The sequence below is a fragment of the Proteiniphilum sp. genome (genome assembly GCF_034927365.1).
Lineage (GTDB): Bacteria > Bacteroidota > Bacteroidia > Bacteroidales > Dysgonomonadaceae > Proteiniphilum.
Genome location: NZ_JAYFQD010000009.1, coordinates 114,229 through 129,216, shown reverse-complemented (window position 1 = coordinate 129,216; position 14,988 = coordinate 114,229). Strand labels below are relative to the sequence as shown.

Genomic DNA, 14,988 nt, shown 5'->3' with positions numbered 1-14,988 from the left:
TGTTGTTTAAAAAGATAATTGCATACCGATATTAAACACCTTTTGAACGGGGTAACCTAACCCTTCACCTGCCATTTCAGGATCCCACAATTTAAATTTACTAAGAGTAAGTAAATTAGTGCCGGAAAAATAGATACGTAAATTATCCACCCAAATCCTGGAAACTAATCTGTCCGATAGTGAGTATCCGAATTCAAGAGATTTTAAGCGAAGAAACGAGCCGTCACGTAAAAACCAGGTGGAACCTCTCGTATTATTCTCTACAAGTTTCGGTGAAAGTCGTGGCCATAATGCATAGATATTTCTGTTATCTTCCGACCAATGATCGTTTGCGTAGGCTTTTATCAAGGCATTTTGTCCATTAATAAATGGTGCGGTACTCTCTGAATTTATATAAAAAGATTCACGCGCTAACCCTTGGAAAAAGAATGAGAGATCCCACTGTCTCCACCCGGTCGATAATCCGAAACCATACACGATTTCAGGGCTTGAAGGATATCCGATAGGTGCGATATCCAATTCATTGATTTTACCGTCGCCGTTCAGATCTTTGTATTTTATATCTCCTGCCATGTAATCTCCAAATTGTGTGGGCGAATTTCGAACTTCCTCTTCATCTACAAAAAGACGTTCCGCTATATATCCTGTGATTAAATTCAGGGAGTATCCCTCGCGTGATTTCCATGGAGCCGTTGGATAAGACGGTTCTTCATATACCAAGTATTTGCTGGTAGCGTAGGTGAAATTTCCCATGCCGGTAACCCAGAAATCCTTATTGAACGAATGATTTAAATTCAACGATAGATCGCACCCTTGACTTTCTGCTTCACCGACATTTGCGCGAAGTTTAGCTTCAAGTCCCATAGTAACAGGGATATGTGCCCTATCCATCAAAATATTGTTTCGTTTTTCCTTGAAGAATTCAACCTGTAAGTCCACTTTTTTCCAAAAGCTGGCTTCTAAAGCCAGATTCATCTTTTTTGCAGTTTCCCATGTAATATTTTCATTGGCATACCTTGAAACCGATATCCCCGATAATTTTCTTCCGCCGGCGTTTCCATAAGTTCCGAAAGATGAACCCAGATCGCCGTTATCCATATTCACATTGGAAAGATAAAAAAAACGGTCATTGGCGTCGCCGATAGCGTCATTTCCTGAGAAGCCATACGTTGCTCTCAACTTTAGATGATTGATTGTTTCTTTGAATGGTTCCGCATAAAAGTCTTCATTAGATATAATCCAGCCCATACCTATCGATGGGAAAAAACCGAAACGCTCTTTTTCGGAAAAACGTTCGGAACCATTGTATCCGAAATTAAATTCAAATAAATATTTTGATTTCAAAGCATACGTGGCACGTCCTGCCCAGTTTAAATTCCGGTATGGAAGAGATTTCTGAAGATCTCCGGCATTGGCTACCAATTGATTTCTCAACGTGAAAACCAGCAAGGCGCCTAATTCGTGTTTTTCATTAAAGTTGCGATACCAATTCAATCTACTTTCAAAATAGGTTGTAGAAGTTATATCTTTTGCCCCTTCATGATAACCGAGATATTCCGTTCCTTTGGTTTCATTAATGGGTTTACTCAATGTGTAAGTGTCTGTCTTTTTATCATATTTTGCTACTTTGTACCAAAATGGCTCATAACTCCTTCCAATACTAAAATGAGAATAACGGCTTGTATTGAATAAAGAATTGAAAGAGAGCCCATTAGTGATAAAGTCCAATTTTTGATCTAACTCGAACTGCGCCAACATTTGTGCAGTAGTGTAATGCTTATAGCCCCTGACCATTCCCGCATACGGATTATGGTATTGTCCCTGATCATAATTACCGAATAAAATATGTTGGGTATACTTATTGTTTTCATCGGGTTCATAATATGGGGGAAAAAGAACAGGATTCGTAGCCATCACTTCCTTGAACACTGCCGCGCCTCCATCCATAGGCCCCGAGTAATCATCAAAAGAACCGGACATACGGGCAATAACTTCGGTTGTTTTTGAAACATTGACTATAATATTGGTTCGAAGTGTATATCTGTTTAAATTGACATTGCTGTTGAAATTATTTCGCTTGTCAACATTTAGAACTCCGTTATCATTAATAATACTTCCCGCCATATAATAACGTGCGACATTTCCGCCGCCACTCACGCTGAAATTCAACCGATGATTATTGGTATAATCTTTAAACAGAATATCATACCAATCCGTCGTAGGATACACATACGGATTGGTTCCTGCTATCGTATTGGCTATTTTATGTTCGGAATACATACTGGACCCCAATGGATCCCGTGTTTTAATAGCTTCGTTATGTAAACGCATGTATGTAATGGGATCAGCCAACTCAACCATGCTCGTTGGCATGGATACTGCTTCTTCGTATCTCACATTGATTCTCGCTTTACCTTCCAGCCCTCCTTTTGTGGTAATCAAAATAACACCATTTGCGCCCCTGGATCCATAAAGCGCACTGGCGGTAGCATCTTTTAGAATGGAAAAACTGGCAATATCATCAGGCTGCATGCGAGCCAAGTCTTCAGTGCTGGATTCATTATTATCAATTAAAATCAGAGGGTCTTTCTTATATCCGAAAGTAGTTACTCCACGTATAAAAAATTCGGCATTATCCCGCCCGGGTTCTCCACTCCTTTGGTAGGCTATTATACCTGCCATGCGACCTGCTAAAGCAGTGGTCAGGTTACTGGAAGGAATTTTCAATTCACTGGGATTAATAGTGGTGATTGAAGCCACTACACTTTCTTTCTTTTGTTTGCCGAAAGCAACTATAGTTACTTCTTCCAGTTCACTTACTTTTTCCTTCAGAATCACATTTATTTTTGTCTGGTTGTTTACTTCAATCGTTTGTGGTTCTAAGCCAACAAAGGAATAGGTAAGTTTATCTGTAGGCTGGACTTCAATCGAATAATTTCCATTGATATCCGTAATCACACCTTTTGTTGAACCTGTAATGATTATTGTTACGCCAGGCAACGGATTTCCTTTTTCATCCAATACCAGTCCCGTAACAGTAATCGTTTTTTGTTGGGTTCGTTCTTCAATGATTTTGGAATCTGCTTTCTTTTCATGATAAACCACAATCTGCTTATCCAATATTTTGTATGTAAGGCCGGTATTGAAGAAAATAATATCCAAAATTTCTGTGACATTTTTTGAATTGGTGTCAACATTCACTTTCTTGTTAATTATTTTTTCGCTGTCATCCGAAAAAACGAAAATAAAGTCACTATTTTTTTCAATTTCCCTGCACACTTCTTTTATTGAGGCTGATTTTAGATTAATTATAAATTCAGCTTCCTGTGAATAACCAGTGGTAGCCTGTGAGAAGAGGATACCAAAAAACAAAAAGAATAAGGTTATTCTCATGATTTTTAGGAAATGTTGTAAATTATTGAAGAGTTCTTTTTCCTCAATAGAATGTTTATTCATATTTTTGTATGATTTAATTATTATTGAACTGAGAAAATTAAATTAATCCGGTCGAACAGTATTTGCGGTACTGTTCGACCTTTTTTTGCTATTTCCTGCCTGCCGCAGGTCTACTTAGTTTTCACTTTTCATAGGCATACAATTTTAAAAGGGTTCATCGGTAATAAATATCTCATTTTCTGTTCTCGTATAGATTGTGGAAGATAGTAAACCTATAGTTGTCATCACATTATCCAAATTATCGGATAAGTGTATTTTTCCCGTACAGGTCCTTTTTTGCAAGTTTGTATTATTTCCAAAATCGAATGAGAGGTTGTAATACCTTCCAATCTGTTGTAACACTTCAGTAATCGGTGTTTTATCAAAAGAGAGATAACCCTCTTTCCAACTGATAAACTGACTCGCATCCACTTTTTGTGTTTCGAATATACCGCCTTCGCAATAAACGGCTTTTTCATTGGGTGTTATAAACAATTCCTTATCTCCTTTTGATTGCAGACTGACACTTCCCTCAACCAGAACTACCGATTGCGGTAAACCAGAATAGTTGAAGATATTGAATTTTGTACCATACACCTTTACATTGAAATTGTCGGTCTGTACGTAGAAGGGCTTTTCTTTATCATGGGTTACTTCTATATACATCTCGCCCGATATCAGGCGTATTTCCCGTTTCTTACCGTTGAATTGTGCCGGAAACTCAAGTACCGACCCCGAGTTGAGCCATACTCTGCTACCATCTACAAGGGTAAGTGTGGACCGCTTGCCGTAGGGAACGACCAATGAATTAAGCTTATCCAAGTCAATTTGTATTGTACTGGTCTCATTATTTCCTTGTATAATTTCAGCAGTTCCTTCTTCTCTGAGCGTAACTTCTACATCATTCCGGAATAAAATAGCCTCACCGGTTGTAATGAGTTGAATATCTTCGTTATTCAGCAATTCGCCCACAATCAGTTCCTTGTCGGGTACACTAATCTGCTCTGAGAAAGGGAAGAACAGGCTGATCCCTATAATAATCAGTGCTATTGCCGCCGCTGAAGCCGATGCATACCAGAGCATCCCGTGTCGATAGATCTTCTTCTCTTTACGAAGGGTCTTCCGAATCCTTTCAAGTATCTCTGTCTTTTCAATCTCGCTTAGAACATTTTTAGTCATTCCCTTTTTCTTTAGATAACAGATTGCCTTTTCCGATTCTTGTACTAATTCCGGGCGTTGCTTAAAATACTCTTCCCAATAACTGTTGAGTTTCTCATCCGGCATCAGTTGCCATTGAATGAATTGTCTGTCTTTTAGGAAATCGGTATAAACATTGTATCTATTGTCCGTCTTCATTCGGATATTTTATTATTGTACACTATAAAAGTCTATTGACAAGAATCCCTTGTTATATAAAGACGCCTTCGGATTTTATTTATCCCCTTCTCCTGATAAAATCTTTTAATTTTAACATTATAACGCCTGAAAAAAGAGGTTGTCATAGTTACTGGTGTGCCTCAGGGGTACTGGTAGGTAGGAGAAAATAATCCGGCGGATCGATTTGTCGAAGTATTAGGATAGGATGAGAAAGAAAAAGATACCATATTTTTCCTTTAGGCTGAGGATGGCTTTTGATACCAATTTGCGACACCCATGTATGGAAATCTGGAGTAATTCGGCAATCTGCGGATAATCATATTCCTGAATATAACGGAGGTAGATAATTTCACGTTGGCGATCTGTGAGAGATCCTAATAGTTGTTCAATCTCTGTTTTTATCTTTGTCTGTTCCTCTTCTTCGATCATCAGCTCTTCCACATTTACTTCTATATTAAATGATATTCCACGGGAAGGATCTATATTTTCCAGTTCAATATGTTCCTTTTGACTTTTATAAATATCAAGAAGCCTATTTTTCAGTGATCTGAAAAGATAGAATTTGATGTTGGATATATTATCAAGGTTATCACTGTTGGTGGCGATCTTTACGAAAACATCATGAATGGCATCTTTCACGGTCTCTCTTTCAAAACCGAGGTAACAGCCATACGTGAACAAATCTTCCACATGGAGGCTGTAAATCGAGGCAATGTCGTTTTGTTTTTTCACTGATGTCTGTAGTAGGCCTTATCCAATTGATGTACAAAATAAGTGAAAAATATCGGAATAAAGAATTTTATCTTTTCGATGAAGTTATGTTACGGGCAACTTAATTTAACGTGTGTTCGATATAATTTAAACAGTATAAGTTTTTATAATTGGTAAAAAAATTTTGATTATTACTCCGACTATCAAAGATAAAGATTTTCTTTATTTGCCCTACTCTGTAAATCTATCTAACACACAGAAGATTGGCGAAAATTCTTAAAAGACCTTATCCAAAGCCAAAACTTTAGCCAATACCACATAAACACAATCAATCAAATATGTATTATTATAAATAAAATCTTTATCTACCTTTGTATCACGAATAAGGAAAAAGGTTCGTGATGCTTATGAAAACAGGTTTTTCAGGCAATATTGCAAAGAAACCAAATGTTACACAAACAGAGAAACTCTAATTATATAACAAATTATAAACAAAAAAATTATGACTTCAATTATCAATTCACAACTGACAGAGTTTAAAGTAGAAGCCTATCACGAAGGCGAGTTCAAAACAGTAACCCACAACGACGTATTGGGTAAATGGGCTATTTTCTTCTTTTATCCCGCGGATTTCACATTCGTATGCCCTACAGAGTTGGTTGACGTAGCTGAAAAATATGAAGAGCTCCAAAAAATAGGTGTGGAAGTTTACTCGGTAAGTACCGATAAGCACTATACTCACAAAGCATGGCACGATACATCCGACAGCATCCGCAAAATTAAATATCCCATGTTGGCTGACCCGACCGGTCTTCTTTCACGCGCTTTCGGCGTAATGGTAGAAGAAGAAGGTGTTGCTTACAGAGGTACTTTCGTGGTAGATCCTTCCGGCAAGATCAAGATCGCCGAGATTCATGATAACGGTATCGGACGTAATGCTGAAGAACTGGTACGTAAGGTGAAAGCTGCACAGTTCGTAGCTACTCACGACGGTGAAGTATGTCCCGCTAAATGGCAGGAAGGTCAGGAAACATTGAAGCCCAGCATCGACCTGGTAGGAAAAATATAGTAGAATGTTAGACACATCATTAATAGAACAACTACAGGGTATCTTCGCAGAACTAAAAAATAATTATACATTTGAGGTATCAGTCAGCGAAAACCATCCGAATCGTGGACAACTGCTTGAATTGCTCAACGATGTAGCATCGACGTCAAATCGCTTATCTGTAAAAGAAAATTCCGGTGACGCCCTTGCTTTCGATATATTGAAAAACGGTGAAAAGACCGGTATCAGATTCCGTGCCGTGCCAAACGGTCATGAATTTACCTCACTCCTGCTGGCTATTTTGAATGCTGACGGCAAAGGCAAAAACCTCCCTGATGAATTTGTAGCAAAGAAATTGAAATCGTTGAAGGGTGATATCCATTTAACGACTTATATGTCGCTTACCTGCACCAATTGTCCGGATGTGGTACAAGCGCTGAACGCCATGGCGGTGATCAACCCGCATATTACGCACGAGGCAGTGGATGGCGCTATTTACAAGGAAGAAGCAGATGCACTCGACCTGCAAGGGGTACCTGCAGTATATGCCGATGGTGAACTGCTGCATGTCGGCCGTAGTAATTTCGGCGAATTGCTGGCCAAATTAGAAGCCCGTTACGGTACGGAAACGTCCGATACAGAAGAGCAGACTGTTCGTGAATATGATGTGATTGTGGTCGGTGGTGGCCCCGCCGGATCTTCTGCAGCCGTTTACAGCGCCCGTAAGGGATTGAAGATTGCTGTGATTGCCCAACGTGTAGGCGGACAGGTCAATGAAACGAACGGGATAGAGAATCTTATCTCGGTTCCCAAGACGACGGGCCCTAAACTGGCTGACGATCTCACAAACCATATGAAGGAATATCCTATCGATATTTTTGAAAATCGTTCAGTAGAAAATATAAAAGTAAAAGATGGTCTAAAGGTTGTTACGGCTCAGACTGGAGAGATATTCACCGCTCCTGCATTGATCATCGCTACCGGTGCCGGATGGCGCAGACTGAACGTGCCCGGCGAAGCCGATTTCATCGGGAGAGGGGTGGCATTCTGTCCCCATTGCGATGGTCCGTTCTACAAAGGCAAACGGGTGGCTGTAGTTGGTGGAGGGAATTCCGGAATCGAGGCAGCCATAGATCTGGCTGGGATCTGTTCACATGTTACTGTTTTTGAATTCCTCGATGAACTGAAAGCCGACAAGGTATTACAGGAAAAGGTAAAGAGCCTGCCCAATGTAAATATCTTCCTTAGTTCACAAACAACCGAAGTGATCAACAATGGCGACAAGGTCATCGGAATGAAGGTGAAAGACCGTAAAACAGGAGAGGAGCGTTTTGTAGATCTTGACGGCGTATTCGTACAGATCGGGCTGGCGCCCAACAGTGCGGCATTCAGGGATGTGGTAAATACCAACCGTTTCGGAGAGATTGAGATCGATGAACGTGCACGGACCAATGTGCCGGGGATCTATGCTGCAGGAGACGTAACTACAGTACCCTACAAACAGATTATCATCTCCATGGGTGAAGGTGCAAAAGCGGCCCTGGCGGCATTCGATGATCGCATCAGGGGAATATGAACAATGAAAAAAATTGGCAAATAACTCACTATTTTGTACATTTGCCACAGTTATAACAACAACACAGTTTAACAAAAAAATTATGAAGACATTAGATTATTTAGGATTAGATCCGAAAAGTACAGGAAAGACAGTGGACGGCTTACAGAAATTACTGGCCAGCCTGCAGGTTTACTACACCAACCTCCGCGGATACCACTGGAACGTGAAAGGCGTAGAGTTCTTCGGCGCGCACGCAAAATACGAAGAGTATTACGATGACACCGCAGAAAAGGTAGATGAAGTAGCAGAACGCATCCTGATGTTGAGCGGTACTCCTGCACATAACTTCAGCGAATACCTCAAAGTATCGGTTATCAAAGAGACCGGCGTAGTGACCAACTCCAAGGAGATTGTAAAAGAAATCCTCAACGCCCTGAAAGAGATCATCGCATTGGAACGCGAAATCCTGGAAGGTGCTTCTCAAGCGAGTGACGAAGGTACTGTTGCATTAATGAGCGACTATATCTCGGAACAGGAAAAAACTGTCTGGATGCTCACTGCATACCTTTCGTAAAATAACATTGAGAATATTGCTTAAGGAGAGTAAATCACACGATGGTTTACTCTCTTTTTTATTGCCCCGCCCATAAGGATTTACTTTTATAATCTATTGCCCGATTATCGACATGAACTGTTTGCGGTAGGTATCCCCCATAGGAATCTGTTTTTCGCCGATAATAATACGCCTTTTATTGATACTTGAAATCTTATTCTTGTGGATGATATAAGAACGATGAACACGCATAAAGCGCTCCGTGGGAAGATCTTCCTCCAGTGTTTTAAGGCTTATCAACGAAAGAATGGGTTTGGATTGGCTCTCTGTATATATCTTCACATAATCTTTCAATCCCTCGATATAGAGAATATCATCATACAAAACATGCAGCAGTTTATAGTCGGATTTCACAAAGATACCCAAATTTTCCTGAGCCGTTTCACCACCCTGTTTCTTGTCGGTCATTTCAAACCAATTCAACGCTTTTTTCGCAGCAACAAGAAAATCGGCAAAGGAAAAAGGTTTCAAAAGATAATCGAGGGCACTTACCTTATATCCTTCTAAGGCATACTCACTAAAAGCAGTGGTAAAAATAATACGGGTATGGTCTCCAATGATACGGGCGAACTCCATCCCGTTCACATCAGGCATCTGGATATCAAGAAAGAGCAAGTCGACCCTCTCACCGGCCAAATGCTTCATGGCCGACAGTGCATTGCTGTATTTGCCTGTCAACTTCAGGAAAGATGTTTTCTGCACATATGATTCCAGTAGTGAGAGCGCCAATGGCTCATCATCCACGATCCAACAATTGAGTATCATCCGATTGTTTTTTTGTATCGATCAAAAGCCTGGTTGAATATACATCCTCCTCCATAGAAGTATTCCATTGATAATTACCAGGGTATAGCAATTCCAGTTTCTTCTTCACCAATTCTAGTCCGATACCGCTTCCGCTCTTGTCGGATCCCGATTTGGGAAAGTAACTGTTCCGGGCAATAAATTCCACTTTCCCGTCGGTATGTTCCTTCAACGAGATATCTATAAACGAAGGTTTATCCCCGCTGATACCATGCTTGAATGCATTTTCGATCAAAGATATAAAAATTAAAGGAGAAATAAGAGTATTGCCCGACTCCGAATAGGAGAAGTCGGTCGTCAGCTTCACATTGCCCGGTAGGCGTATTCGCATTAGCTCAATGTAATTACGCATGAAAGTGGCCTCCTGATGAAGGGGCACGAAAGTTTGCTTATTGTCGTAAAGTAGATGGCGCAACATCTTACTCAGATCCATCACCGCCTGTTGTGCTTTGGGTGGATCAAACTCTATAAGTGCATATATATTGTTCAATGTATTGAGAAGAAAATGGGGGTTGATCTGGTTTTTGAGGTTTTGCAGCTCTGCTTCTGATTTTGCTTTCGCCAGTTCTTTACGCTCATTATCTACTTCAAACCACCGGACTGTCATCTTTAAAGCCACACTTAATCCGGCCATTAAAAACAATGATGTGGAATTGCGTACCAAAAACAGGACATGCATATTGGCACCTCCCGGTCTCATACGCTTTTTAGGCCTGAGTTCCGGTATAATCGCTTCAATCAGGCCACGACCGTAGTACATCAGGAAGGCAGCCGCCACGATAAGCAACAGATTATAGAGTATAAACTGTCTGGTTTTCCCCTTAAAGAGGAACTTATTGATCAGCAAGAAATAGTTTACATAAAACACCAACATAAACCCCAGCATCTCCGAGAGAGATCTCATAAAGTACTGCCAATAAAACAGATGTTCTGAATCCATGAAAAAATAGGGGAGAATGAAAATCACTCCCCATAATAGAATATGCGTAAACACATTATTCAATGCCCCTCTTTGTTTTGGTTTTAGCAGTTGATCCATGTTAATGCAATTATTGATTATGTAAAATATTCTGTCAAATTGGTCCACCGGGACCGCCACCGGGACCACCCGAACCTCCGGGACCTCTTCCGGGTCCGCCTCCCCATTCTCCTCTTTGAGGCATCATATCCTCTCGTGTGGTACCTCCTTTAAAGATATTGAACCGGTATACGAAATGTACCATAAAATAACTTGTGAGCGTGTTGGTCGTCGTATCTCTTATATAATTGGATGTCACACTCCTGCTGATATTACTACGTTGTTGCAGGATATCATATATCTTAAAACGGATAGTACCATTCTTTTGTTTAAATAATGATTTCTGTAATGAGGCATTCCATAGCCACTCGTTTTGTTCAAAACCGTCGGCATAGCCGGAATTGGTAGAATAGTTGATATCGCTCTCCAATGTCAGGTCCCATGGTAGGTATATTGCGGTAGTCGCACCACCCCCATAATTGAAGTATTTTTGATCGATCTGACCTACAAGGCTGTTGGTTACATTATTGAAATTGACATTCCCGCGCAGGGAGAAATCAAACAGGTCTGAACGGTAATTCAATCCAAGCGTTTCCGCCAGAGAAATCTGCCTGTTGGTATTTTTATCTGCATTGGTAAATATCTTTGAATCATCCTCTCCGGTAATCGACTTGGAGTAGCCATATCCCTGATTATACCTTGCAAACGACATGGAGAAAATAGAGAATTTGATATTCTTCAATGGCATATTGAACATTACACGCCCATCTGTATTCCAGTTTCCGGACGCATTAAGATATGTGGTTTCCTTACGTCCCGTATTCACATCGGTAACGGTTGCAGACACAATGCCGTTTGTCATAAATCCTCCATTCACAAAAGCCGTTATGGATGTCGCTTTTTCAGGATTTGAAAGTTGGTAGCGTGCTTCCATCCGATGTTGAAAAGAGGGTTTAAGATCGGGGTTCCCATAACTGATGTTGAGCGGGTCAGACACATCTACTACCGGAGAGAGTTGTGTTACCGAAGGTTGATCGGTACTCCCCCAATAACGCAGGCGGAGATTATGAGTACGACTCCAGCGATAATTCAATTGTGCCATGGGAGCGTAATTGATTACATCCTGTTTTGTATCGTGTATAAGGTCTGTTCCTATAAAAGTTTTACTGCGTGAACTGGAGGGTTCCAACGACATACCGAACATATAGTCGTAGTTTTCCCGTACAGCCTTGAAGTTCAGTTCTACTTTCTGGTTCATGAAATCGTTCTCAAGACGCTTACTATAAAGCGAATCGAGCACCGTATATTCACCGGATCCATCCGGCGTCCGAGTGTCCTTATCCGATTCTGAGATATTATGGCCGTACTCGTAAGCCAATTGCACGAAATTATTACTGCCTATCGGTTCTACGTAAGAGAGAAAGCCTCGCCAGGAACTGTTATCGCTCCTATTCGTAAAACGCTGATCGATGAGATCATCGGGACGTGTTCCGTGATAGAAGGTACCCGAAACACTGGTCCCCGAATTTTCCGACTCTCCCCTGTTTGCCCGCAACTGGGCACTCAATACACGTCCTTCCTTTCCCAGTTGGCGGCTTATATCCAGATTTCCTCCATAACTATTTCCATTTCCTTCGGAGAGGTATTTCGAGTCACCATAGTTGATAGTATCACCCGACAGTTCATTTCTGGTATGGAAACTCCCTGTTTCATCCCGGTTATTACCGTAAAATGATACATTCGGACGGAAAATAATGGTAGTGGCTTCATCCGGCTTCCATTCCATCCTGAGATCCATATTAAAATTCTGACTATTGTTGTTCGACCAGTTACTTTCTCTCTCCAGCGTATTGCCGGCACTGAGAATATTCTGTGTAAAAACGTCCGACTCCACATCGGCATCGGTAGATCCATAACGAACATTACCTCCTATCTTGAATTTAGATGAGAGTTGAGTGCTGAAATTGGCACCTGCGTTTATCGAGGTAGAAATACCGTCTCTTCCTCCAAACATCCGGCCTCTACCACCACGGCCTCCCATATTACCGAACATCGCCCCTGCCAGGTCGGAAAAACCGGCATTATTGGTATTGTTAATACCTCCGAGAAAGGTGAACTGATCTTTATTCTTCATATAGTTGACCATACCGTTGGCCTCATATCGCTCCTGGCTACCATATCCGGCGAAGGCATTGCCAAACAACCCCTCCTTCATACCAGGACGTACCAACAAGTTGATCACATTTTCTTCTTCACCGTCGTCGAAACCGGTCATTTGTGCCATCTCGGTTTTTCTTTCGAGTACCTGCAACTTTTCTACCATCTTTGCAGGGAGGTTTTTGGAGGCTACTTTAGGGTCGTTACTGAAAAACTCTTCACCATCGACCAATATCTTTGAAATCTGTTTTCCGTTCACTGTGATTTTCCCTTCATTATCGATTTCCACACCGGGCATTTTTTTCAACAGGTCTTCAACCACAGCACTTTCTGTTACTTTGTATGAATCGGCATTATACTCAAGCGTATCCCCTTTGACGGTAATTTCCGGCATTTTGGCCAACACAACAGTCTCGGACAACATGATACTGTTATTTTCCAATGCGAGACTGCCTAACTGCACACGGGGATTGGCTGAAGTTACCTCTACATTTCGGAATATATCATTATATCCTATATAAGAAATATGCGCAATGTAGGATCCATTCTCTACCGGTATGGTAAAGAGTCCCTTTGCATCGGATACTTTTCCGGTAACAAAAGTGCTGTCGGACTGCCGGAGTATGCGAATGGTAGCCATCTCTACCGGTTCCTCCGATTCTTTTTCTATTAACTTTCCGGAAATAGAACTATTTTTCTGTGCCTGGGCCATTAATGAATAGAGCGGCAGCAAAAGAACAATCACCAAAAAACAAATCTTTTTCATATAATTAAAAATTTAGACACAAGAATCAAGAAGAAAAACACAAGACATTATAATCATACCTATATGTGTGAATAATTTGCGACAAAAATAGGTCAACGATCAGGTTTCTACAAAAGAAATAGATAAACTAACCTATTTTGTCGACCAACAGAGGGTTTCCGACGATTAAAGCAATATAATATTTCCATGATAAATTAAAAATTTAGCAAGAAAAAAGTATTTTGTCTTCATTATTTCTGAAATATTTATAATTTTGTCGACAAATCAGTTGTTAAATAAGAAATTTATAACGTTCCATTTGATCATGCTAAAAAAATTAAAAACTGAAGATTGGGTTTCCACTCTTATTGGAGGAATAATACTTGTGTTGGTAGTCTTCTTACCGTCGGTGATGAAGAATTATCTCTATATGTCGCTTATCATAGCGATACTGGGATATGCGGGATACCTATTTATGGGGAATAAGGACAAGGGGGGATTTTTATTCTCTTTTATTGTTGTATATGCTTTAGCCTGGTTAGCGGAATATATGGCCGGTCTTGGTCCGATTAAAACGATAGGTTTGGAATCGGTTTTCTTTGCCGTACTTATCGGGTTGTTGATCCGCAATACGGTAGGTTTACCCAAATGGTTGGCCCCGGCAGTAAAGAGTGAATATTATATCAAAGCAGGCCTGGTAATTCTGGGTAGTTCCATCCTTTTCAACGAGATCATGCGTGCAGGTGCATTGGGTATGGTGCAGGGTATTATTGTAGTATTCTCGGTCTGGTACTTCAGCTTCTGGATATCTACCAGGGCATTCAAAATAGACCCGGAGATGTCGATGTTGTTATCGAGTTCGGTTTCGATTTGTGGCGTTTCAGCAGCCATCGCCACGAGCGGAGCCATCAAGGGTGATCCCCGAAAACTTTCGTTCGTGATCTCACTGGTACTTATTGTGGCTATTCCCATGATGTATCTCCTACCCTTTTTGGCGAAATGGATAGGGTTGAGTGAAGAAGTCGCCGGCGCCTGGTTAGGTGGCACCATCGACACGACGGCAGCAGTGGTTGCCTCCGGAAAATTTATCGGTGAAACGGCCGAACAATACAGTGTAATCATTAAATCGGCGCAAAATGTGTTGCTGGGAGTCGCGGCTTTCGCCATATCCATTTACTGGTCTTATAAGGGCACAAACAGCGAAATCCGTCCTTCAGGAAGTGTGCTCTGGGATCGTTTCCCGAAATTCGTACTCGGTTTCCTGATCGCTTCGCTGGTTTTCAGTTTCGCCTTCGATGCCGAGACAGGTAAGGAATTATCTCGCGTGGCTAACAAGGGAGCACGTGGATTGCTTTTCTCACTGGCTTTCGTATGTATTGGCCTGGAGACCGACTTCCGCTATATCTTTAAGAAGGAAAACGCCAAATATATCTGGTCATTCCTTACAGCCCAAGGATTTAATATCATACTTACACTATTGATTGCCTGGTTATTGTTCAGCAATTTCTGATCCCGGCCCGAA

At 41.0% G+C, this 14,988-nt stretch carries 10 protein-coding genes; 4 read left to right on the top strand and 6 right to left on the bottom strand.

Annotated features, from left to right (window positions below; translation table 11 throughout):
- Window positions 1-6: 6 nt before the first annotated feature.
- The 3 genes from VB073_RS06700 to VB073_RS06690 all read right to left on the bottom strand — a co-directional run bounded on the left by VB073_RS06700 (window position 7) and on the right by VB073_RS06690 (window position 5,544).
- Window positions 7-3,393: a TonB-dependent receptor gene (locus tag VB073_RS06700; RefSeq protein ID WP_323403382.1), complete on the bottom strand. Its 3,387-nt coding sequence runs from the start codon at window positions 3,391-3,393 to the stop codon at window positions 7-9.
- A gap of 207 nt (window positions 3,394-3,600) precedes the next feature.
- Window positions 3,601-4,791 carry a FecR family protein gene (locus tag VB073_RS06695; RefSeq protein ID WP_323403381.1) on the bottom strand — a complete coding sequence of 397 codons (1,191 nt, stop codon included), beginning with the start codon at window positions 4,789-4,791 and terminating at the stop codon, window positions 3,601-3,603.
- Window positions 4,792-5,007: 216 nt separating this feature from the next.
- Complete coding sequence (locus VB073_RS06690; RefSeq protein ID WP_323403380.1) at window positions 5,008-5,544, bottom strand: sigma-70 family RNA polymerase sigma factor; 537 nt, start codon at window positions 5,542-5,544, stop codon at window positions 5,008-5,010.
- 481 nt (window positions 5,545-6,025) lie between these two features.
- Here VB073_RS06690 and ahpC point away from each other — a divergent pair, with 481 nt between their 5' ends.
- The 3 genes from ahpC to VB073_RS06675 all read left to right on the top strand — a co-directional run bounded on the left by ahpC (window position 6,026) and on the right by VB073_RS06675 (window position 8,703).
- Window positions 6,026-6,592 (top strand): alkyl hydroperoxide reductase subunit C, encoded by a 567-nt coding sequence (gene ahpC / locus VB073_RS06685; protein WP_323403379.1) that lies wholly within the window; start codon window positions 6,026-6,028, stop codon window positions 6,590-6,592.
- Window positions 6,593-6,596: 4 nt separating this feature from the next.
- Window positions 6,597-8,147 (top strand): alkyl hydroperoxide reductase subunit F, encoded by a 1,551-nt coding sequence (gene ahpF / locus VB073_RS06680; protein ID WP_323403378.1) that lies wholly within the window; start codon window positions 6,597-6,599, stop codon window positions 8,145-8,147.
- Between the two features lie 82 nt (window positions 8,148-8,229).
- A complete protein-coding gene (locus VB073_RS06675; RefSeq protein ID WP_323403377.1) occupies window positions 8,230-8,703 on the top strand; it encodes a Dps family protein in 474 nt (157 codons plus the stop codon).
- 93 nt (window positions 8,704-8,796) lie between these two features.
- On the opposite strand, the gene VB073_RS06670 is transcribed toward VB073_RS06675, so the two are convergent.
- Genes VB073_RS06670 through VB073_RS06660 form a run of 3 tightly spaced genes read right to left on the bottom strand, consistent with a single transcriptional unit; the run spans window position 8,797 to window position 13,487 of the window.
- Complete coding sequence (locus VB073_RS06670) at window positions 8,797-9,507, bottom strand: LytTR family DNA-binding domain-containing protein (protein WP_323403376.1); 711 nt, start codon at window positions 9,505-9,507, stop codon at window positions 8,797-8,799.
- Window positions 9,479-10,585, bottom strand: coding sequence for a sensor histidine kinase (locus tag VB073_RS06665; RefSeq protein ID WP_323403375.1), 1,107 nt, complete (start codon window positions 10,583-10,585; stop codon window positions 9,479-9,481). The genes VB073_RS06670 and VB073_RS06665 overlap by 29 nt, the downstream gene beginning before the upstream one ends.
- A gap of 34 nt (window positions 10,586-10,619) precedes the next feature.
- On the bottom strand, window positions 10,620-13,487 hold the full coding sequence (locus VB073_RS06660; protein ID WP_323403374.1) for an outer membrane beta-barrel protein: 2,868 nt from the start codon (window positions 13,485-13,487) through the stop codon (window positions 10,620-10,622).
- Window positions 13,488-13,791: 304 nt separating this feature from the next.
- Here VB073_RS06660 and VB073_RS06655 point away from each other — a divergent pair, with 304 nt between their 5' ends.
- Window positions 13,792-14,976, top strand: coding sequence for a YeiH family protein (locus tag VB073_RS06655; RefSeq protein ID WP_323403373.1), 1,185 nt, complete (start codon window positions 13,792-13,794; stop codon window positions 14,974-14,976).
- The last annotated feature ends 12 nt before the right edge of the window (window positions 14,977-14,988 follow it).

Excerpts from the sequence above, each read along its gene's own strand:
- VB073_RS06660 (WP_323403374.1), bottom strand. The coding sequence starts at position 13,487 with ATGAAAAAGATTTGTTTTTTGGTGATTGTTCTTTTGCTGCCGCTCTAT.
- VB073_RS06665 (WP_323403375.1), bottom strand. The coding sequence starts at position 10,585 with ATGGATCAACTGCTAAAACCAAAACAAAGAGGGGCATTGAATAATGTG.
- VB073_RS06675 (WP_323403377.1), top strand. The coding sequence starts at position 8,230 with ATGAAGACATTAGATTATTTAGGATTAGATCCGAAAAGTACAGGAAAG.
- VB073_RS06695 (WP_323403381.1), bottom strand. The coding sequence starts at position 4,791 with ATGAAGACGGACAATAGATACAATGTTTATACCGATTTCCTAAAAGAC.
- ahpC (WP_323403379.1), top strand. The coding sequence starts at position 6,026 with ATGACTTCAATTATCAATTCACAACTGACAGAGTTTAAAGTAGAAGCC.
- VB073_RS06700 (WP_323403382.1), bottom strand. The coding sequence starts at position 3,393 with ATGAGAATAACCTTATTCTTTTTGTTTTTTGGTATCCTCTTCTCACAG.
- VB073_RS06670 (WP_323403376.1), bottom strand. The coding sequence starts at position 9,507 with ATGATACTCAATTGTTGGATCGTGGATGATGAGCCATTGGCGCTCTCA.
- ahpF (WP_323403378.1), top strand. The coding sequence starts at position 6,597 with ATGTTAGACACATCATTAATAGAACAACTACAGGGTATCTTCGCAGAA.
- VB073_RS06655 (WP_323403373.1), top strand. The coding sequence starts at position 13,792 with ATGCTAAAAAAATTAAAAACTGAAGATTGGGTTTCCACTCTTATTGGA.